Below are 22,396 nucleotides of genomic sequence, written 5' to 3'. Positions count from 1 at the left end.
ATTTACTTCATAATAATGTTTATGATTCCAGGGCAGAAAAAAACCCCGGTGGGCTGAATTCCACGGAGGTTATTATGCCGTCCTTCATTCTCTTGAATACACCTGCAGCTCCTGAATCGACCAATAGTTGCCGCCGGAGCCTGTCTGGGTAATCTTGATATGCCGGGTCTTGACCGGAGCAAACGTAATCTTGGTCTTCTCCAGCTGGCCTTTGCCCGCTGCGACCTGTCTCCAGCTCTTGGCATCATCCGATACCTGGACAGTGTAGCCGCGCGGATAATCATATGGCGATAAAGGGTAATCCATGTCTATAGCTTCTACCGTATGTTCTGCGCCCAGATCAATCTGGAAATACTCCCCCGAAGCCTGATGCTTGACCGTATCCCAGCGGGTCCGCCGGTCTCCGTCAATGGCACCTGCCGGATTGGAAGCCTCCTTACTCACACTGGACGTCACCTTCCAGCCTGCCCGGTCCAGCGGGACAAGTCCGGTTGCTGTAATCTGTGTCTTCTCTGACATCACACCAGAGCCGGACACTCTTACAGCATAAGTATAAAGTGTGCCTTCCTTCAGCTTGCTGTCGTTATACTCCGTTCCCTTCACCGCTGTAGCGATGACCTTCAGCTTCTCGTCCGGGCCGTCCGCCCGGAGCACTTCATAGCTTGCTCCGGGGGCTTCCAGCCAGTTCAGATGCATCGATAATCCCTTGACAGCAGTCGCCTTCAGGCCCTGCGGCGCCGTATCCGCTACCTCGGAGGAAGGCTCCAGAATATACTGCACGCCTTCTCCCGGAGCCAGCGTCTCCGTGAATTCCAGCTCCGGCGAAGCGGCTCTGCCGGTTACATAGCTGCGGGCCTCCTCATAAGTATCGCCCTTGCCGAACCGTTCTCCTTCGTACACTGTCTTCTTCGGCATTGTGACCTTGACCTTAACGGTCTGCTCGGTGCGCTCGAAATTGACGAAGTTCACCAGCACCTTGTTCGATGTCGCCTTGCTCCCCGCCAGCGGCTCAAGCGTGGAGGTGTCCACTGCTCTTACGTAGACCAGCTTATCCTTCAGCTCCTCCTTATTGCTGATCTGGTAGGTCAGCGGAGCGCCGTGTGTGGCATAAGCCAGATCCAGCCTGCGCATGATACTGACGCGGGATTCTTCGCCTTCCTTGGTGTAGTAGATCTCTGTAGCCGCCGGATCATGATCCTCCAGATTAAAGCCGTATTTGAACAGGCTGAAATTCTTGAAGAAGGCGGCATGCTGCACGAACATATCCGCATAGCCGAGATGTGCCCGCATAATCCGGTCGAACACCGCCGAGGTCCGCTGCTTGGCCCCGTATTGATACGCATCTACATGAGAGTCCGAGGTGCCGAACTCGGTGGCGAGCATTTTTTTGCTAAGGCCGTCTACCGATCCCCCGAAGGTCTTCAGGTTCTCCGTGAAGCTCCCGCCCTGTCCGAAAATATAGGAATCGCCATAAGAATGTCCATTCGTCAGATCCGTTACCGCCTCCAGCTCATCACGCTGCTTCGGGTCGCGTTCCCAGCCGTCGGGGTCTCCGCACTGCTTCACCGGCCCCTTCTGGTTGCCGCACGAGTCTTCGCTGTAGCCCGGCCAGTAGGCCCATCCGGGTGCAACCGTCTGCAAATGGGGCGCGATCGTCTTACCCTTGCTGTTCAGCCACTCGGCTATAGCCAGATTGACCGCTTTGGAACGGTTGAACAGGCCCGGTTCGTTATCCACCTCGTAATACTGGAAGTACGGGCTGTACTTCTGGAAATAATCCGTCAGCTTCTTCTCCGCATCCCCCGGCAGCGTTCCGTCCGCCTTCAGCTTGATATCGCCTGTGTACAGATAGAGCGCTACGGCCTGCATATTGTAATCCTTCAGGACCTTGTAGTACTCCTCCATCTTCTCACAGGAACGGCCCACATCGCTGGCACAGCTGGTACGCATGATATTGCCGCTGTAGGCTACGCCCAGCCACTTCATAATATAGGGCAGATGCGTAACCGCCCCCTCGTCAAAATAAAACTGCTTGTTATTGACCACCGTCCCGGTCACCGTATAGCTGCCGTGAATCGGCTCCTTAATCGGAGACTTCAGCGCCTCCAGACTGAGATTATCCCATGTCCACCAGTTGTACTTATCCTCAGCTTCTGAGGAATAGATTCCCCTGGCCGTCCGCAGCGTCAGCTCGTTGGTGCCGCTGATGAGCTGCTCTTTGGGAATGTACAGCTCATAGGTTTTGCGGAAGTCGTATTTGCTGCCTGTTCCGGCAATCCCGGCGATCTGAATGATGCCTGAGAGCTGACGGTTGGTGAATACGCCCATCTGGGGTACGGATTTGTACGCATCGATAATGCTCACGCGAAATAAGACCCCGTGCTCCGGGATCTTATCCAGCTCATACTGAATCCGCAGCTCCGGGTTGGTCTCCCCGTGCAGGCCGGAGGGAAGTGACTTCAGCTCTGCCGACCTGGCAGTGGTTGAGGCTATGCTGAGCGTCTTCTTCACCCCGCTTGACCCTGCCGCCTTGAACTCATCGGCAGAGCCGTCATGCTTGCCAAGCTTCCATAGAACCGTTCCTTCCGGCATCTCAGGACCGGCATCCTTAGCCGCCGACAATGAAGACAGATCCACATCCGCTTCACCGTCCTTCGTCCCGTAATCTCCGAAGATAGAGACGGACAACAGAACCAAGATGATCAGTGCTGCAAATTTTAGTAGCCTGTGGAGATATTTACCGGGTTTCTTTTGAACTCTAGTCCTCATTCCCTTGTCCTCGCTTTCTTCCGGAATTCTATGCTGTACCGGGATAACGTTACGCTTCTTCTGCTGCGGGGCTTCCTTAAGGAAGCGTCAGCGCACTCTGGGGAATTATCATCTGCTTCTGGCTCTGGCTTCTCCACATCAGACTGACGCTGGCATCCCCGCGGTTCTCGTAATACTCTACCTTGATGGCGTAGGGGGTATTTGCGGAAAGTGTGATGCTGCCCTCCTTGCCCGCGCTGCTCTGATTCTTCCAGCTGTCGATCAGGAGCTTGCCGCCGATCCATACGCGGATGCCGTCATCCGAAGAAGCGGTAAACGTATACTTTTCACTGTAGAGAGGCTTAAGGGTCCCGGTCCAGCGTACCGAGAATGCATCCTTGGGCAGGCCGGAGGCCGGTGAATTGCCATGCCAGTTGAATTGAAGGGTGCTGTCGTTACGGGTAAGCAGCGGTGTGCCGGACAGGTCCATATTGCCATAATACTGGCCCCTCAGGCCATTCCTTGAGCTTACAGCCGCCGCATGGGTTTTGGTACCCACCGCAAGCTTATAGTCCTCCCGCGATACCGTGTATTTATGATTCATAAAGCTTTGAATTTTCACGGTCGGGTTATTCTCAACCAGCATCTTGCCCCATGTCATCGTATATACCCATTTGCTTTGTTTTTGAGACATGATGACAGGGTCTGGAAGCTCTCCGCTCTCCCCGATTCCGATCGGTTTGCCGCCCGCAAGCTTCAGGAGGCTGTCATAATAGGACTGCTTGAAATCATTGTCATAAATATCGGCGGCCAGAATATCCACCTTGGCGGTGCCGGGAAAATAGGCGTGATACGGCTCAGACGACTTATTGGGGGCATTCGGATTCCACACCCACAGCAGATTGTTCAACTTATGCTTATTCACCATGCGGTCATAGACCAGGTCCCAGAGCTTCGCAAAATCATCCTTCTGCCCCCACCAGAACCAGCCGCCGTTCATTTCGTGATAGGGCCGCCATAACACCGGAACTCCGGCATCGCGCAGCTCGCCCAGATACTTGGCCACTTCATCCAGCTCAGCAACTAATGCTTTGTACTGCGGCGTTCCGGGAGTGACGTACTGCTTGAATTGATCCTGGCTAAGCGGCTTCTGCACATTGGTCCATACCGGCGCGGTTCCCGGCAGATTCTGATGGAAGGTCATGGCGACAATGCCGCCGCCCTCATGCCATCGTATGGCGCTGTCCACGACAGCCTGACGCTGTCTGGCAATGATCTCCTTAGACTGGTTGCCTATGGCTCCCAGCTCATAGCCATGCAGAACGGCATAGCGGCCGCTTGTTGTGCGGAGCTTATTATTGAATTCATCGGGGCTCTCCAGGTAATCATGCTGGCCGGATATCATCCCCTTGCCGCTAAGATCACTAAGATAGCTTAACAGTGCGGAAGCCTCCTTGGAGGCCGATGGATTAATGGGTTTAATGGGCCCCATGGGAGCGGAGGCGGCAGGTGCCGTAACCTTAGCGGCTGCGGGCAGACTGCGCCCTTCCCCCCATGGAAGTAATGAAAGGATAAGGATTAGAGGAAAAATAATTGTATATAGCCTGTACTTACGGTAAGTGTTCAATGTAATCTCCTTTCTCCAGCCACACTCTCAGGCAGGCCCCGGAGGTTAAGCCTCGCGGATTATCTACCTTTCTATAGCTTAGTAGCCCTGCTGGTAAGCAGGGCCATTAAGAGTGGCTTACAGGATTTATAATTGTAACGTCTTAACCAGTAACAGCGCCAATGATGAACACAGCTGCGGACCTTATGAGCTTAGGAAGCGGACGGGAGGAACAGCGCGCTTGCCGGAACGGTACCTTTGGATTGGCTTGGACTCTGCCACATTAGCCGCGCTTTTGCATCCCCTTGATTCTCATAATACTCTACCTGAATATCATACAGCTCGCCTGCGGTCAGGCTGATGCTGCCCATGCGTTCGGTGCCGCTCTGCTTCACCCAGCTGTCAATCACAAGCTCACCGTTAACCCGTACGCGGATACCGTCATCGGAATTGGTATAAATCTGATACGTCTCTGTGTACAGCGGCTTAATCTTCCCGCTCCAGCGGACAGAGAAGAAGTCTATACCGATAGCAGCATCCGGCGAGCCTTGGCGCCAGTTGAAATCAAGCACCGCATCGGTGCGCACTGCAGCGGGTTCGCCCGATAGCGTCATGTTATTGAAGTATTCCGCGTACAACCCATTGGCAGCAGGGACTTCTACCGGCAGATCCACCGGTGTTGCTGTAGGAGAAGGAACGGGAACAGGAGCCGCTGTCGGTGTTGGTGCCGGTGTTGGCGTTGGTGTCGGTGCTGCTGTCGGCGTTGGTGCCGGTACTGGCGTCAGTGTTGGTGTCGCTGCTGGTGTTGGTGTTGTTACTGGTGCCGGCGTTGCTGTTGCTGCTGGTACCGTTGTCGGTACTGCTGTTGCAGCCGGAACAGGTATGGATATGTTGCCTGCTCTGGAGAAAAGCGCACTTGCAGGTACGGTTCCCTTCACCTGGCTAGGGCTCTGCCACATCAGATGGACATTGGCATCGCCAGCATTCTCATAGTACTCTACTTTGATATCGTACAATTGCCCGGCAGTTAAGGCTATGCTTCCTGTGCGGGCAGTTCCGCTCTGTTTGACCCAGCTGTCAATGACCGGTGTGCCGTTCACCCACAAGCGGATACCGTCATCCGATGTAGTATAGAACTGATAAGTCTCACTGTAAGCCGGCTTAATCTGTCCGGTCCAGCGAATTGAGAAGTAATCTACGCCCAGTGCGGCATTAGGAGTCCCCTGACGCCAATTGAAGCTGATGACATCATCGTTACGCACCATAACCGGTGTCCCCGAGAGCGTCATGTTCTTGAAGTATTCTCCAAGCAGGCCATTCTGGCCAGGCTTACTCTCCGGGTCGCCGAAGGTTGGGACCGGCTTCTGAGTCGGCGCAACGGTTGGTGTTGCCGTCGGCGTTGGCGTCGGTGTTGCGGTTTGTGTCGGTGTTGCTGTTGGTGTCGGTGATACTGTAGGCGTCGGCGTTGCCGTTGGCGTTGCGATTGGCTTAGGAGCCGCCGCCGGAGCAGACCAGGCCTTATATTGGTCACGGGTTAGTGTGTAACTGTCATTCATGAAATTCTTGATTGTCGCCGTGCTGTTATTCTCATAGAGCATCTTGCCCCAGTTCATCATGAACACGTAATTCTGCTGGTTCAGCTTTAGCTTCGATATATTTGGCATTTCACCGTTCTCGCCGATGCCGATCGGTTTGCCGCCAGCCAGGCTGGTCAGATCATCATGATATTTATTGGAGTAGTCGTTATTATATATATCTGCTGCCAGCACATCCACTCTGTCCGCACCCGGATAAGTCCGTGGATAGGGATCGGAGCTTGCATTAGGCGCATTCGGGTTCCATACCCAGAGCAGATTATTTAACTGATGAACGTTCACGAACCGGTCATACATAATATTCCACAGGGCTGTAAAATTATCTTTCTTCCCCCACCAGAACCAGCCGCCGTTCATTTCGTGGTAAGGTCTCCAGAGGATCGGAACCTTAGCATCCCGCAGGCTTTTCAGAGAGACCGCTACTTTATCCAGATCGGTGATCAGTGCATTATACTCTGGCGTTCCGGGGGTTACGTATTTGTTAAATTGCGCCTGGGTGATCGGCTTCTGCACATTGGACCATTCGTACTTGGTGCCTGGCAGATTCTGGTGGAAGGTCATGGCGACAATGCCGCCCGCTCTGGACCAGTTCGTCGCACTCCAGACGATATTTTTGCGTTGTGCAGCTACTCCGCTCTCACTCTGCCCACCGATTGCTCCCAGCTCATAACCATGCAGTGCTGCGTATTGTCCGCTTGTTCCCTTCAGCTTGTTGCTCAGCTCATCCGGACTCTCGAAATAGTCATGCTGGCCTGTAATGATTCCATTTCCCGAGATATCATACAGATTGTTCAGCAGCTTGACCGCCTCCGCTGAGGCGTTAGGGTTCACCGGCGCTCCTTCAGAGGAGGCAGCCTTGACGGTGGAAGGGGCGATTCCCAGTCCCACAGGTACAGCAGACAATACCACGGCCAGCGACAGCACAGCGCAGAGCAAACGAGACTTACGGTAAGTTTTCACAATATTCTCTTCCTTTCGGTAGCCAGGCTGCCACTCTTGCGAAGGCCCTATAGCTTTGCGTCCCTGTCTTTCGATCAGGTTTGCCTTTGTCGTTTTGGAAGGATCAATCCCTCTTACCGTAAATTATCGTCTTTATGCAATTTTTTTGTAGAGCAAACGCGAATTTCTCCGAATAAATAGTTCCGAGTACCTGTTTTGATTCTGTAACAAATGGTTAAATAGATAAGTTAGACCTACGAAATGAACTGATGTAGCGCTATATCCTCCCAGTCCAGAGTAATACGGATGTTATCTTCCTCTACCAGCTCCGACCCCGTCTGCACCTCAATGAACTCCACATCGGTAAGAGCAAGAATGGCATGCTTGGTCCCTTCCGGTATCCGCACCACATCTCCTGCCTTCACCGTATGCATCTTCTCATTGATGACAATGCTGGCTTCCCCGCTGACGAAGGTCCAGATTTCACTGCGTTTGTGATGCAGCTGATAGCTGATATTTTTGCCCTCATTGATGAAAATCCGCTTGGTCAGCACCTCGTTGCCTTCGTCATACTTTACATAATCTATCACCTTGTAGTGGCCCCAGCGGCGCTCCTCGTACATCGGTCTTTGTTCAAAAGACTTCAGCACTTCCTTGATCCGCGGACTCTCAGTCTTGTGCGTCACCAGAATGCCGTCCGGGCTGGCAGCGATAATCAGATCCTTCGCCCCGATCACGGTAATCGGAATATCCAGCTCGTTAATGAGGCAGGTCCCCTCGGAGTCAGCGGTCACAAAGCCTTTGCCGACATGGTTGCTGGTCATTTCCTCGGTCAAGGTGTTCCAGGTACCCAGGTCCTTCCAGAATCCGGCATACGGCTGTACGACGATGTTCTCTTCTTTCTCTACCACTTCGTAATCGAAGCTGATGGAAGACAGCAGCTTATACTGCTTCTGCAGTTCCTCATAATTAAGCGGCAGCCCTTTGCGCTGCAGGATATCCAGCAGGTAACCCAGACGGAAAGCGAACACCCCGCAGTTCCAGAGAGCCCCCTGGCTAATCAGCTCCTCGGCCTGCACACGGTCCGGCTTCTCCTGGAAGTGGCTGACCTGCAGATAACCATTCGCTCCCGCATCTGCACCCGTTGGAATAATGTAGCCGTATTTCTCCGAAGCATGCTCGGGAACTACGCCCATCAGCGCCAGGTTCGCCCCGCTCACCAGCATGGTGTTCTCCAGTTGCAGTACCGTTTCGAAAAAGGAGGATTCCACGTATGGGTCCACCGGCAGAATCGCCACGGTCTCGCTTGGGGAAACCCCTGCGATGGAATAGAGGTAGGCCGCCGTCAGCGCAATGGCCGGGAACGTATCCCGCCGCTCCGGCTCCACGATGATCGGCACCTCGCTGCCGAGCTGGCTCTGGATCATCTCCACCTGGCTGCGTCCGGTCGCCAGATAAGAGGACCCGGCCATGCCGTTCTCCTCCAGCTGTCTCCATACCCGTTGTACCATTGATTCCGGTTCACCTGCCGGACTTGCCAGTACCTTCAGAAATTGCTTGGAGCGTGAATCATTGGACAACGGCCAGAGCCGCTTGCCGGAGCCGCCTGATAGAAGTACTAGTTTCATAGTGAACCCTCCATATCGTATTGTTATTGGGTATTTCTTATTGCGGCTGTGTGTTAAAATCCCGCCTGTTATGAGGGTCGCTGCAAGGAATTTTGGGCTTACGGCCGCTGTTGTCTCCAGATGTTGTTGATTATATTGCTTGCAGCAGATAATATCCGGAGACAAAGGCGGACGCTACCGCTCCTACAGCTCCAAAATTCCTCTCCGCTCCATTTCATAACAGGCTTGTGATTTCATATCCGCTTCGCCCGCAGGCGAAGCTCCCGGTTAAAGATCCGGGTATTGCCGCTTGTTGTAGCGGCAAGGGGGGCCGGGCTGCCGCTTGTTCCAAGGCGTCGCCGCTGACCTAGCGGCTAGAGAAAGCAAGAATTCCAAGACAATGGAATTCAAGACCGGGATTCAAGACTCTTGTTCCAAGGGCTTGCCGCACAAATTTGCGGCGGCAGAAGCTGGTTAGTTTAAGTACGTGACACAAATGCTGCTCAGTTGCTCCATTTGGCTCGAATCCGAGAAATCAAGGGCACTTGTGCTCCTCATTTGCTCGTTTAGCCAACTTTCCCGGGATTCAGGGGCACTTGTGCTCCTTATTTGCCCGTTTAGCCAACTTTTCCAGGATTCAGGGGCACTTGTGCTCCTCATTTGATCGTTTAGCTAACTTTCCCGGGATTAAGGGCCTTTGTGCTCTTCATTTGCTCATTTAGCCAACTTTCCCGGGATTCAGGTGCACTTGTGCTCCTCATTTACTCATTTAGCCAACTTTCCCGGGATTCAGGGGCACTTGTGCTCCTCATTTGCTCATTTAGCCAACTTTCCCGGGATTCAGGTGCACTTGTGCTCCTCATTTGCTCATTTAGCCAACCTTCCCGGGATTCAGGAGCACTTGTGCTCTTCATTTACTCATTTAGCCAACCTTCCCGGGATTCAGGGGCACTTGTGCTCTTCATTTCACCGTGCAGCCCACTTTCGGCACATCCAAGGGGATTTATCCCTCTTATTTCACCGCGCAGCCCACTTTCAGCGCATTCAAGAGGATTTATCCCCTTCATTTCGCCGCGCAGCCGATCCGGCGCAGCTCCTCCAGAAAAGGCTGACTCGCCGTGGATCGCTGCCCTTGACCGCAGGTCTACACCGCGCCAGCCACGCTGGCGGAGAATCCGCTAAGCCCGCCCATCTGCGGGCGGCCGACGGAGATGTACTCGAGGCCGGTGCCTTCGATTTGCTCTTTGCTATAGACGTTGCGGCCGTCGATCAGCACCTGGCGGCGCATGGTTCCGGCGAGCTGGTGCAGGTTGATCTCCTTGAACTGGCTCCAGTCGGTCAGCAGGCAGACGGCATCGCTGCCCTCGGCAGCCTCTTCCGCCAGTCCGCACCAGCGGAGCTGCGGGTGATCGTATTCCTTACGGAAGTTATCGGCCGCAATCGGATCGTACAGCTTGACGATGGCGCCTTCGGCCACCAGCGCCTCAACAATCTCACGGGCCGGGGCCTCGCGGACATCATCGGTATTGGGCTTGAAGGCAAGCCCCCAGATGCCGATGACCGCGCCTCGCAGGCTGCCGAGTGATTCATGGAGCTTGGAGATAATCATGAAGCGCTGGCCTTTATTGACTTCAACGACGGATTTGAGCAGCTTGAACTCATAATCCACGTTACCGGCAATCTGGATCAGCGCATTGGTGTCCTTCGGGAAGCAGGAGCCGCCATAACCGATACCGGCCTGCAGGAAGGTCGAACCGATTCTCTGGTCCATCCCCATGCCGCCTGCGACTTCGGTGACATCTGCTCCTACCTTTTCGCAAATGTTGGCAATCTCATTAATGAAGGAGATCTTCGTCGCCAGAAAAGCATTCGAGGCATATTTGATCATCTCAGCGCTGCGGATATCCGTAACGAATACGTTGTCTGTGAAGCCCTTATGAAGCTCACGCATGGTCGGCTCAAGCGCCGAATTATCCAGTCCGATGACGATCCGGTCGGGATGAAGCGTGTCGCGGATGGCAGAGCCTTCACGGAGGAATTCAGGCGCAGAGACGATATCGAAGGGATGATTCGTGAGGGAGGAGATCAGCTGGCGGATACGCTCATTGGTGCCAACAGGGACGGTCGACTTGGTCATGATGATCTTGTAGCCTTCCATCGCCTGGGCAATCTCGGCAGCGGCACCTTCGATATACCTCAGGTCGGCTTCGCCTCCCGGCAGGGAAGGTGTACCCACGGCAAGAATGACGATATCGGAGCGGCGGACCGACTCCTGAAGATCGGACGAGAAGCTCAGCCGGCCCTCGCGCAGATTCATTTCGATCAGGGCCTCAATGCCCGGCTCATAGATGGGAGATTCCATCCGGTTCAGCTTATTGATTTTCTCCTCATCCTTATCCACACAGATGACATGATTTCCATTTAAGGTAAAGCATACGCCTGATACAAGTCCTACATAGCCGGTACCAATCACTGCGAGTTTCATACTTTCATCCTCCTTTTAGGAAATTGACGTAGGCCTGTTCCACATACTGCTTGAACTGGACCATAAACGCCTGCTCATCGAATTTGCGTGCATGGCCCATAATCTGGTCGATATCCCACGCATAGGACTCCACCTCATCAATGGCCTTAAGCAAATCATCAACTTCCTGGTGCTGGAAAAACACGCCGTTAACGTATGGGATAATCGTGTCCAGCGCGCCCCCGGCCTGATAGGCGATGACCGGTCTTCCAGCAGCATTCGCCTCCAGCGGCGTGATGCCAAAATCCTCTTCCCCCGGGAAAACAAACGCCCGGCACTGGGACATCAGCCCTGTAACTTCCTCATCCTCCAGCCGGCCCAGGAACGATACATTCCCCTTGGCCATGCCTTCCAGACGCTTACGGTCCGGTCCGTCCCCGACAATATACAGCTTAAGCCCGTTACGGTTGAACGCCTCCACCGCCAGATCGATCCGCTTGTAGGAGACCAGCCGCGAGACAATCAGATAATAATCCCCAATGCTCGGGGAGCTGGTGAAGCGGGCTGTATTGATCGGCGGGAAAATCACATCGGAATCCCGGTGGTAATAATTCTGAATCCGCGTCTTCACGACGGAGGAGTTGGCGACGAACTGGTTCACATTTTTGGAGGTGCGCTGGTCCCAGTTCTTGAGCCGCTGCATATACACCTTGAGCAGTCTTTTGAATAAACCTGAATTCGATTGCCGCTCCATGTACGTGTCATAGTCCCAGGCGAAACGCATCGGCGTATGACAGTAGCACAGATGGAAGGTGGACTCGGGCACCTGAATGCTTTTCATAAAAGCACTGCTGGAGCTAAGAACGATATCATACCCGCTGAAGTCCAAATCGCGGACAGCCATGGGGTAGAGCGGGAGCACCCCTTTGAAGTTACGCTTCACTCCCGGAATCTTCTGCAGCCAGGAGGCCCGGATATCGGCATCTTTGAGGTTATCGGTCAGGCGGCTTCCGTTAAAAACCGTTGTGAAGATCGGAGCTTCCGGGTACATGTGATGGAAAACCTCCACCACCCGTTCCGCCCCGCCCATCTGGATTAAATAATCGTGCGCGATCGCAATTTTCATGTGAATCATCCTCAAAGTTTTATGGAGCAGCATCATTAAGCAGTACACGCATGGCTAGAGACAGATATGATGCAAGCCTTAAGCATTATGGAGCGGGAAGGTCAGGTAACTGCCAGCAGACCTTTGTAGTAAGCGACAATATCCTTGACCGTGTTCTCGATGACAAAATGCTCTTTCACCCGTCTCATGCCATTATCCGCCATCCGTCTACGCTCTTCGGGATGGTTCAGCATCCAGGTGATGGAGTCTGCAAGTACAGTAGCATCTCCCGGCGGGATCAGCAGTCCTGTCTCACCAGGAACCACGATCTCCACCGGTCCGCCTTCATTGGAGGCAATGACCGGCAGTCCGGCCGCCATGCCTTCGACGATGACCTGGCCGAACGGCTCAGGGGTAATCGACGTATGAATCAGTAAATCCGCTTGGTTCATCAGTCCTTGTATATCATCCACATGACCCAGCAGGCTGACATTGGTGATGTCGTCCCGCTGCATCTGCTGAATTAATTCCTGCTTGTATTCTTCCTCTCCGAACAGGGCATCACCGGCCAGCCAGAACTTCACGCGGCTGTCCTGCTTGAAGGCCTTGGCCGCTTCCAGCACAATGTGCTGGCCTTTCCAGTGGGCAAGCCGACCGACCAGCAGAACGTTGAAGTCCTTCCGCTCCCGCCGGCCGATCCCTTCGCCGATCGCCTTAGCGAAGGCCGAGTAGACGACCAGCGTCTTCTTCGAGCGCGGCAGCTCCAGCGCATTCAGCGTGGAGTGGGAATTGGCAATGACCCCGTTCGGCAGCAGGCGTGACAGCAGCCGGATCGCCTTGGCGACAACCGGCTTCAGATAAGGCGCCCCGATGTGGTCCCGGATGTGCCAGATCAGCGGCACGCCTGCTTTTTTGGCGGCGACGGCTCCGTAAAAGGCTGATTTCAGGGAATTGGTGTGCACACAGTCCACCTTCTCCTCCTTCAGCAGCGGAGCCAGCTTACGGCCGTAAGCCAGCAGCTTCATCGCAGCAGCCGGAGCCCCGAGGTTCACGGCGTTGCGGCCGCGGCTGCGGATGCTCTCATCCAGCGGGATAATGCGGACATCGATGCCCTTCTCCCGCAGGCGTTCAGCAAGCGTCCCCTCTTCCGCCAGGATGACCAGCGGCTCAATCTGCTCACCGATGTTGGTGAGGATGTTGAACAGGGCGACCTCTCCTCCGCTCCATTTGGCGGTGTGGTCGATATAAGCGACTTTGATCATCCTACGCTCACACCCTTTCCCAAGGTTTCGAGGAATACAGACTCAATCTTGTCGCCTACATGCTGCCAGGTGTACTTCTCCAGCACGTGATTCCGGCATTCGTCCCGGCCCGGCAGCAGCTTGCGGTTACTCAGCATATGAATCATACCTTCCGCCATATCCTCGCTGGCTGCACTCTTGAACAGCAGCTCCGGCCGGAAGCCCTGGAGGATCTCCTTGTTGCCGCCGACCGGCGTAGCCATCACCGGCAGCCCCGAGGCCAAAGCCTCAACGGTGATCAGGCCGAAGCCTTCCAGCGCCTGGGAAGGAACAACGAACATATCCGCTGCCTGATAATAGGAGGCCAGCTCATGATCGGGAATGTAGCCGAGCAGCCGGACCTTGTTCCCCAGCCCGTAATCGGATATTTTCTCTTCCAGCTCCCCGCGCAGCGGACCCTTGCCCCCGATCAGCAGAATCGCGTTCGGGAACCGCTCGGATACCTGCTTCCAGGCTTCAAGCAGCTGCAGCAGCCCCATCCGGTTCATCAGTCTGCGGACGGTCAGGACCGTTGTTGCGCCTTCCGGCAGATTCAGCGTCCGGCGGACCGCCAGCCGGTTCGTGGCGGGCGTGAACCGCTCGACATTGGCCGCTCCGGGAATGACGGTAATCTTGTGCAGGGGCACGCCGTGCAGCTCGTGCAGCATATTACGGAAGTAATCGCTGAGGACAATGAATTTGTCTGCCAGCTTGTAAGCCTTATGTTCAATCGATTTGGCAATCGTTGTTTTGACTTTATGCTTGATGCCTTGACCTTCGATCTTCATCTCTTCGTTCCATGGACCGTGGAAGGTCATAATGACCGGAATTCCCCGCTTCTTCGCTTCAATCGCCGGCCCGATGCCGTAAGGGGCGAAGTGAGTGTAGAGGATATCAATCCGCCCGCTGCCATCCCCCATCAGGGAGGCCGCCTTACGCTGGAAGGCGTCCTTGCGCTTCCAGATGGTCTCCTTCGGATCACCGGCATTGTGGATGATCAGTTCCTTCGGCGTCTCCGGCGTTTCTTGGCTGCAGATTAGGGCATGCACCTGGTTCCGCAAGGAGAGCTGCTCACACACAGATTTGAAATAGGTGTTCAGTCCTCCGGGCTGTAACGAGGGCCAGCTGAGGCCGGTCGTCATAATGTTAAGTCCGTCATTGTACGACATAGCTTCTCTCCCCCTTGTTCTCCTTCTCGGCCTGACCCGCTTCGTTATGCCGGGCCAGCCTGCCTGCGCTGTGCAATTCGTAATGCTTGAAGCCGACCATGAATTCATACATCACCCAGAAGACGGATACTGCGAAGCCCGAGATGCCTTTCTTGAACAGGCCATGCAGGAAATACTTCTGCAGGAACCGTGCCGGCGGACGCAGCAGCAGGTGGCTCAGCTTGAACGGCTTGCCGCTGGCGAACGCACTCTCTGCTTCCAGATCAGTGTATTTGTTGAACCGGGCCACATGATCGTTGATGCTGCGGAAGCCTTGATGCCACAGCGTTCCGTTCAGCTTCACCGTCCGCTCCTCGGACACCTCGGGCATCTCATGCACCAGAGAGTTGCGGATACCGTATTCCTTGCGGTTATACAGCCGCACCAGATATTCGCCTTTATCCAGCCATTTGCCAAGGAAGTCGCCAATCCGGTACAGCGAGAACGCCACTGTAGCATCGGTCAGTCCCGGCTTGCGCTCCAGGATATCCCGGGCCAGCTCCTCGCTGACCACTTCGTCGGTATCAATCAGGAAGACCCAATCATGGATGGCACGTTCCACTCCGAATTCCCTTTGCTTCGCATATCCGGGCCATGGGTTGACATACACCCGGCATCCCAGGCTCTCGGATAGCCCTACTGTCCCGTCTTTGCTTCCTCCGTCGATTACAACCACCTCATCGGCGAATAACCGGCAGGACTGAATCGCTTTGGATATCCGAACTTCATCGTCCTGGGCAATGATGACTGCCGAGATCGGGTAACTGCCCCGGCCGCCAAGCACGCTTGTTACTGAATCCATGATAGGTATCCTCCTTTGCCTGGTAGGGTCCGGTGTGTGTCGTCGCTCCGAGAAAAGTTTGGGCTTCCGATCGCTGTTGTCTTCTGATTTCCTGATTAGGACCGCTTACTGCGGTAGAAATCAGAAGACAGCTTATGCTTCCGATGCGAGCTTTTCTTCGAAAAGCTTTCAGGCGAACGCTGACGCTTCTACAGCTCCAAATTTTCTCTGCGCTCCTCCAAGCACCGTCCCATGGTTTTTTAAGCAGATAGGGGCTCGCATCGTGTCTCTGCTCGCTGAAACAAATACAAACCATTTGATTCATAAGCAAAACACTTGAATCAAACCCTTAACTGCCTAGACATCTTCTACACATCCATAGGCTTCTTGCGAATATACGAATTCATCGTCGTCTTCATCCACTGAAGGTCCTGGGCGTTAATAAGCAGCCGCGGAAGCTTAACCTTCAGGTTGTACCTGATATTGAGAATAATGAACAGGAACCGCAGTACAGCTGATGAGAGCATAGCCACCCCGGCTCCGAACAATCCGAACTTCGGCACCAGCAGGAAGAGCAGCGGAATCACCAGGATCAGGCCGACCCCCTGCAGGATGGATACGAACTTCGGCTTGCCCAGCGCCATGAACACCTGAGCCAGAATCAGCGTCCCGCCGCTGATGGTCACTTCCAGCAGCAGCAGGCGGAACACGGTAAGCGCGGTATTGAAATCCTTGCCGTAGAGCAGCGGGATGACAAAGGGCGCTACCAGCATCAGGAACACTGCGCCAAGCAGAGTACAGGTAGTACTGATCCGGAAAGCTTTGAAGGTAAGGGCAACCGCTTCGTCCTTCGCCATCTCGGAGGCCTTCGGGAAGAGCACCACCGTGATCGAATTCGCGAAGAAGTTCACCATACGCGACAGGCTGACCGCTACCGCATAGAGCCCCAGATCTGCCGGTCTGAGTAATCCGGCAATGATGATCTGGTCTATGTATACTGAGAATTGTCCGAGCAGGTCGTTTCCGTAGGAGCCCAGACCATAGGTGAACAATCTTTTGAAATTAAGATAGGAATCCCGGAGCTTGACCTTGTAGGTCCGCAGCAGCAGGATGGTCATCCAGATGAACAGCGGAGCCGACGGAACCAGATAAGCCAGTGCAGTTGTATAAGGATTCATGTAGCCGGTCAGGATCAGAATCCCGATGGCTCCCAGCGTCAGCAGCGGTACCAGGTACCGCATCCAGTTGAAGGTCTTATAATCCCCTCTGAACTGGAAGGCCGCGTTGTTGATCTGCGACACCACAATCAGCGGGCAGAGAATCATCGACCACTGGGCGAAGACCACTACCTCATGACTGAAGGACCCCAGCCAATACGGCAGCACGAGTATTCCGACGGTCATGGCGATGGTTCCGAACGTTAGGCCGATCAGCAGGGCGATCCGGTACAGCACCCCGGCTTCCTCCGGATTCTTCTTGGCGTTATAGATCAGCGCCGAGGGAATGCCGAAGCTCATGCTGAAGGCCAGGAACTGCGACCAGTTCACCATCGCTGTCTGCTCCCCCCGGCCTGACGGGCCGAGATAACGGGCGGTCAGTACGCCGGTCAGCATATTGACCAGCAGGATCAGCACGCTGACGAACATCGTTTTGACAGCAGCCGAGCTATTGTCCTTACTCTTCGTGAATCTCCGGAAGGTGGACCATACCCGGTTAGCGGGTAGTGATTTGGCGCTTGACTGCTGCATGCGGTAGTCCCTTCTTTCTGCTTTGAGTGAGCTCCTTGGCGCTGAGGCCAAGTCCGATCAGCATCCAGATCAGATACCCCTTAAGACCGGGAAAGCCATTATCCGAGATCAGGCTGGCTACAGCTCCCATCCACGCCGCCAGCGCCAGTCTGGCGTAAGGCTGAAGTTCATTCCTGCGGGTGACTCTGGCGCCGATCTCCTTGATGACCGCACCGAGGGCTCCGAAGAAGAACAATGCACCGAGTACGCCGAAGGTGAGCAGCAGCGCGATGAAGCCGTTATCCATGTTTCCGTATTCCCCCAGCTCTCCGCCGTTGCCGAGCTTGGTGCCCTGGCCTACACTGCCGATCCCCTGCCCTACCGGATTGCCAGCCACCATGGGCAGCATATTGGTCCAGAGGCTGAGGCGTTCATTGTAGGAATGATCCTCCTGCACGGAGGTCAGGGTCTCCATCCGGGCCACCAGCCCCTCTGCTCCAGGGAGCTTCGGAACGATCCAGAACAGCGCGGCTGCCACGAAGGCGAGCTGGAGCAGCGTCTTCCATTTACCCTTGGAGGGAGAGGAAGCGATGTAAACCAGCAGCATCACCAGCAGGACCAGCCAGGCGGACCGGACGAGCGTAGTCAGCAGGCAGACTACTACGAGCAGAACACCGAGCCAGCGCAGGGTACCCTGCCATCTTTTCTCCAGAATCATCGGCACCAGGGCGAAGACCAAGAAGGTTGCTGCCGGACCCGGAGAGTTCAGGGTCGAGAAGACCCGGATCTCCAGCGGATAGGGAGTCCCGATGGAGATCATATCAGCGTTCCGCATCCAGAAGGCGTCCCAGGGAGGAACGGTCAGATACTGCACGATCCCGTAGATCGCAACCAGCACGGCAATATTGGCAAAAGCGTACAGCAGCCGGTCGATATCCTTCGGCTTAAACGGCGTGACCGCGAAGAAGGGAATCAGCAGCAGCGGTACGATGTAATTCGCCAGATCGTATACCGAGCCGATACCGTTCTTCGCCAGGCCAATCAATGCGCCGTAGGCGAGTGCGATGGAGAACAACAGTATGATCCGGGTGGAGGACTTGCGAATCCGGTGAATTTCCCGCAGCACCGGAATGGCTAAGGTCGCTCCGGTCAGCAGCGGGGCCAGACTGAGCAGGGATACGGAGTGATAGACCCCTTCGTACCAGTCTGCAATCCGCCGCAGCTCCGGGGCAATCGCCCAGATCAGCAGAGTGTACGGGATAAGCATCCGTGTATTCAGCAGGGCCAGCAGCAAGGCCGGAAAGAGAATGCCCGCCAGAATAATGCCCTGCAGGCTGTTCGACGCGCTCAGGTTCGCACTGGCGAAGCCGATCGCAAGCGGCAGGGCCAGCGCCGCAGCGCAGATCAAGGTCATCATTACAGCCGACTTCACGGCCTGTGCCGATGGAAGATTCAGACTATTCTCATCTCTGCTTAGCATCTTCATTCCCTGCCTCCCGTCTTTCGCCGCTTTCTTCAATCCGTACTGCTGTTCTTCACCTTACCCCGTTTGCGCATCTCCTTGAGCAGCAGCACCAGGAACTGGGCATCGTCGACAAGGTATCTTTTCCATAAACGGCCCGGCTCCTGGCTAAGTCTCCATAGCCACTCCATGCCAGTTCTCTGCATGAAATCCGGTGCCCGCTTCACCGAGCCGGACAGGAAGTCGAAGGTGGCACCTACGCCGATGGAGACCGGCGCCTGGTAGGAGGTATAGTGACGGTAGATCCACTTCTCCTGCTTCGGTGCGCCTACTCCTACGAACACGATATCGGGCTGACTCTCGGTCAGCAACCGGATAATATGCCGGTTCTCTTCTTCGTTATGCTCGAAGCCGTAGGAAGGCGAATAACAGCCCACTACGTTAATGCCAGGGAAGGCGGCCTTCAGATTCTTCGTAGCCTGCTCCGCCACACCCTCGGCAGCACCGAGGAAAAACAACCGGTATTGCCTTTGCTCGAACGCATTGCCCAGGCGGCTGAACAGGTCAGCCCCGGACACCTTTTGCTTCAGCGGCTTGCCGAGCATCTTGGACGCCCAGATCAGCGGCATCCCGTCTGCGACTACGGCACCTGCTTCGGAGTATACTTCCCGGAACTCTTTGTCTTTGCGCAGCTTGATCACATGATCGACATTGCAGGTCAGGATGTAGGACTGGTTCCTCTCCTGAATGGTTCTGTCGATATAATCCAGCAGGTCCATGAAATCATAGTTATCGAAATTGACATCGAACATATTCACTTGGTTCATCGTATCACTTCTTTTTGTGGGGAATCGGTCAGCTGTGAAGATCGGTACAGGCAGTTCAGGTACCAACAGAACGGAATGATGAATTGGACCGTCGACAGCGTGTTATCCGTGAAAGAATAGATTAGAAATGCTGCAATAAAGAGCAGATAATAAGGTTTGACCGCCGGCAAAAGAACTTTGTATACCATAAAAAACACAGCGAGCAAGGACAGCAGCAGCAGGATGGCCCCGACGTATCCCCCATCGTAATAAAAGCGGATATATTCGTTATGCGGAACCACGAACCCTCCGTAGAGCGTTCCGTCATTAGCCACCGTTACGGCTCCAAGACCCCGTCCTGCCACCGGCGAATCCGCCGCCTTGTTCAGGAAGTACTCCCAGGCCTCCGCCCGCCCTGACAGGTCAATTCCCGTCTCGGTCGTCCGTTCGAAGGAGCGCTTCTTGATGTTGTCGAGTTGCATATACACCGCCGAGGTAATGATCAGCAGGGAGCCCAGTAGCGGGAGCAGGTACTTCTTCTTGCCCTTCAGAAAAGCGCGGGAGATGTCATAGAAGTAATAGAGTACCATCAGCACCAGGGCGAGAATCGGCCCCCGCGTGCCTGTAATCACCAGAATGAAGAAATTCAGCCCCAGCATGATGTAATTGAACCGGATATACTGCGGACTGCGCTTGATCTCGATGAATGCGATCGCTACTCCCATGAAGGCCAGCATCGCCAGGTGAGGCGGAATGTTCGCCCCCTGCACCCGCACCGCGCCTGTGAACTCAACGGCTACCAGTGAATGTATATTCGCCGCTTGAAGCACTACACCCAGCAGCATGCTGACCAGCGGCAGCAGGGTAATGATCCGAATCTGCTTCTCGGCGACCTCCTTCTTCCAGTTGATCAGCAGAAGTACGAAGGGCAGAGACAGTCCGATGAAAGCTTTGACCGCAATCGATGTGCTCATCTCCGGCAGCCAGATGGAGAAGCTGAAGGTGAGCAGAATCAGGGCCAGCATCGCCCATAAGGGAGGGCTGAGCTTGAACCTGAGGCCATTGACCAGGATACACGGCACCAGCAGCATTAGAATAACCAGCTTGTAGAGCGACAGGATCTCAATACCGAACATACTCCCGCTGTACAAGAAGTTAATCGAGACCGCCGTGGTCAGCAGAACGAAATAGCTGATCAGCTCAGGGCGTGATAGGGAGGCAACCAGCAGCAGAATGAAGAATACGGCCGCTACTGCGATGACCGGCTGGAAGATGACAGCTGTTCCCAGGAACAGTGCAGTTACGAGATAGAGCATTCCGTATGGCAGACTATTTATTTTGGAGCCCCACTCAAAATTGATCATCGCGCGTCCTCCCCTCACCCCGCTGCGGATTCCCTCTTCCGGTTAAGAATCATATGGAGAGTTCCGCGAATACTCTCCAGCCGGCATTTATTCAGCAGCTTCCTTCCCTTACTGCGGGAAAGAACGGAATCTGCCAGGATGTAGATCACTTTGGCGCCCGTCTTGCCCAGGAGCAGCAGATGCCCTATCATTCCTTCACTTTTCATAGCGTTCGATATGCCTTGGCTGTAGTACCGCTTCATGATCCAATCTTCCGTCAGCCGGTTAGCGGGAACGAAATGATCCACGGCCATCTCAGGATGATAGAGAATGGAATGTCCTTCCTGCTGTAGCTGGCTGAACAACCAGGTCTCTTCACCTGAGAGCAGCGAATCTCCCTTGCGTCCCAGCTCAAGCGGGAACAGGCTGATATCGAACACCGGCTTGCGCATCGCCATGTTGGCACCGCAGGGGTGAAGGCGCTTCGGATACTCTTTGATCCGGCTGCCCAGATCGACAATCGTATACGGAAGCTCGAACGGCTTGATCAGCCAATCCGGGCGCTTGCTCTCGAAGATCGGAGCAATCTTGCCACCCATTGCCATCACCTCCGGCTTATCCGCAAAGGTGTTCACAATGGTTGTAATCCAGGTCCGGCAAGGGATCGCATCATCATCCAGGAAGGCGATGAGCTGCGATTTGGAAGCCAGAATCCCTGTGTTCCGGGCTGCCGACAGCCCTTGAACCGGCTCCAGCAGATAACGGATATCCATATCGGCACCATAGGTCTCGATGAACCCCTTAATGGCGGCCGCCGTATCATCCGTGGACTGGTTATCCACGACGATGATTTCGGCCTGGTGCAGATTCTCCAGCGGCAGCAGCGAATGAAGAGTCTTCACCAGCAGCGCCGACCGGTTATAGGTGCATATGATAATGGAAATCTCAGGTACAGCTCCGTGTACGAACATCGGCATCACCTAATTTCCATATTTTTAATAAGCATTTTTGGAACCGAGCAGCATCAGGCCGGTCTTGACGATAATCTTCAGATCGAGCATTGTGCTGCGCATGTGGATATACGTGAGATCCAGCTGAACCATCTCGTCGAAGCCGACGCTGTTTCTGGCGTTCACCTGCCAGTAGCCGGTGCAGCCGGGGGTTACCATCAGCCGCTGCTTGTCGTATTCCGTATACTGCTCCACCTCTTCAACGAGCGGAGGACGGGGACCCACCAGACTCATATGCCCCATCAGCACGTTCCAGAGCTGCGGCAGTTCATCAATACTGGTCTTGCGCATGAATCTTCCAATCCGCGTAATACGGGGATCATTCTTGATCTTGAACATCGCGCCGCTTACTTCGTTATAGGCCATGAGACTCTCCTTCAGCTCCTCGGCATTAGAGACCATGGATCTGAACTTGTACATAGGGAACAGCTTCTCGTCCTTGCCGACCCGCATTTGGCGGAAGAACACCTTGCCCTTCGGATCTTCCAGCTTAATCAGGACAGCCACCACTGCGAAGAGCGGGAGCAGGAACAGCAGCCCCAGGGCAGAGAACAAGATGTCGATGATCCGCTTCATAACCAGATAGGATTCCATTCCCTTGCTTTCTTCACCCGAATGCAGCATGTAAAGTTTCGGCAGGACGGCCTCATAGTCTTCCGGCAGTTTTTGCATGCTCATCTCTCCTCATTTCTCGTAAAGGTTTATGCAGCCTTAC

15 protein-coding genes and 1 riboswitch are annotated in these 22,396 nt (G+C 54.7%); all 15 genes read right to left on the bottom strand.

Annotated features, from left to right (window positions below):
- Nucleotides 1–84: 84 nt before the first annotated feature.
- The gene (locus C162_RS08885) at nt 85–2,769 is read right to left on the bottom strand and encodes a discoidin domain-containing protein (protein ID WP_084648867.1); all 2,685 of its coding nucleotides are present in this window, start codon (nt 2,767–2,769) and stop codon (nt 85–87) included.
- Nucleotides 2,770–2,845: 76 nt separating this feature from the next.
- Nucleotides 2,846–4,375: a glycosyl hydrolase gene (locus C162_RS08880; RefSeq protein WP_036693624.1), complete on the bottom strand. Its 1,530-nt coding sequence runs from the start codon at nt 4,373–4,375 to the stop codon at nt 2,846–2,848.
- A gap of 191 nt (nt 4,376–4,566) precedes the next feature.
- Complete coding sequence (locus C162_RS08875; protein WP_235218385.1) at nt 4,567–6,909, bottom strand: PA14 domain-containing protein; 2,343 nt, start codon at nt 6,907–6,909, stop codon at nt 4,567–4,569.
- Between the two features lie 14 nt (nt 6,910–6,923).
- Nucleotides 6,924–7,004, bottom strand: a riboswitch (cyclic di-GMP riboswitch).
- A 138-nt stretch (nt 7,005–7,142) separates the two neighbouring features.
- On the bottom strand, nt 7,143–8,516 hold the full coding sequence (locus C162_RS08870; protein ID WP_036693623.1) for a sugar phosphate nucleotidyltransferase: 1,374 nt from the start codon (nt 8,514–8,516) through the stop codon (nt 7,143–7,145).
- Nucleotides 8,517–9,639: 1,123 nt separating this feature from the next.
- The gene (locus C162_RS08865; RefSeq protein WP_036693621.1) at nt 9,640–10,980 is read right to left on the bottom strand and encodes a UDP-glucose dehydrogenase family protein; all 1,341 of its coding nucleotides are present in this window, start codon (nt 10,978–10,980) and stop codon (nt 9,640–9,642) included.
- 4 nt (nt 10,981–10,984) lie between these two features.
- A complete protein-coding gene (locus C162_RS08860; protein ID WP_036693619.1) occupies nt 10,985–12,085 on the bottom strand; it encodes a glycosyltransferase in 1,101 nt (366 codons plus the stop codon).
- A 101-nt stretch (nt 12,086–12,186) separates the two neighbouring features.
- On the bottom strand, nt 12,187–13,326 hold the full coding sequence (locus tag C162_RS08855) for a glycosyltransferase family 4 protein (protein ID WP_036693617.1): 1,140 nt from the start codon (nt 13,324–13,326) through the stop codon (nt 12,187–12,189).
- The gene (locus tag C162_RS08850) at nt 13,323–14,513 is read right to left on the bottom strand and encodes a glycosyltransferase family 4 protein (RefSeq protein WP_036693616.1); all 1,191 of its coding nucleotides are present in this window, start codon (nt 14,511–14,513) and stop codon (nt 13,323–13,325) included. Before C162_RS08850 ends, C162_RS08855 begins: the two co-directional genes overlap by 4 nt.
- A complete protein-coding gene (locus C162_RS08845) occupies nt 14,500–15,354 on the bottom strand; it encodes a glycosyltransferase family 2 protein (RefSeq protein ID WP_036693614.1) in 855 nt (284 codons plus the stop codon). Before C162_RS08845 ends, C162_RS08850 begins: the two co-directional genes overlap by 14 nt.
- A 347-nt stretch (nt 15,355–15,701) precedes the next feature.
- Complete coding sequence (locus C162_RS08840) at nt 15,702–17,081, bottom strand: oligosaccharide flippase family protein (protein ID WP_036693612.1); 1,380 nt, start codon at nt 17,079–17,081, stop codon at nt 15,702–15,704.
- Nucleotides 17,047–18,477, bottom strand: coding sequence for an O-antigen ligase family protein (locus C162_RS08835; RefSeq protein WP_156949594.1), 1,431 nt, complete (start codon nt 18,475–18,477; stop codon nt 17,047–17,049). Before C162_RS08835 ends, C162_RS08840 begins: the two co-directional genes overlap by 35 nt.
- A gap of 98 nt (nt 18,478–18,575) precedes the next feature.
- Nucleotides 18,576–19,349 (bottom strand): WecB/TagA/CpsF family glycosyltransferase, encoded by a 774-nt coding sequence (locus C162_RS08830; protein WP_036693609.1) that lies wholly within the window; start codon nt 19,347–19,349, stop codon nt 18,576–18,578.
- The gene (locus tag C162_RS08825) at nt 19,346–20,692 is read right to left on the bottom strand and encodes an O-antigen ligase family protein (protein WP_036693608.1); all 1,347 of its coding nucleotides are present in this window, start codon (nt 20,690–20,692) and stop codon (nt 19,346–19,348) included. The genes C162_RS08830 and C162_RS08825 overlap by 4 nt, the downstream gene beginning before the upstream one ends.
- A gap of 14 nt (nt 20,693–20,706) precedes the next feature.
- Nucleotides 20,707–21,642 carry a glycosyltransferase gene (locus C162_RS08820; protein ID WP_036693797.1) on the bottom strand — a complete coding sequence of 312 codons (936 nt, stop codon included), beginning with the start codon at nt 21,640–21,642 and terminating at the stop codon, nt 20,707–20,709.
- A 24-nt stretch (nt 21,643–21,666) separates the two neighbouring features.
- A complete protein-coding gene (locus C162_RS08815; protein ID WP_036693606.1) occupies nt 21,667–22,359 on the bottom strand; it encodes a sugar transferase in 693 nt (230 codons plus the stop codon).
- Nucleotides 22,360–22,396: the final 37 nt, after the last annotated feature.

This window comes from Paenibacillus sp. FSL R7-269 (assembly GCF_000517865.1).
GTDB lineage: Bacteria > Bacillota > Bacilli > Paenibacillales > Paenibacillaceae > Paenibacillus_AQ.
The sequence above is the reverse complement of the archived record's forward strand: the minus strand, read 5'-3'. Positions and strand labels throughout refer to the sequence as shown.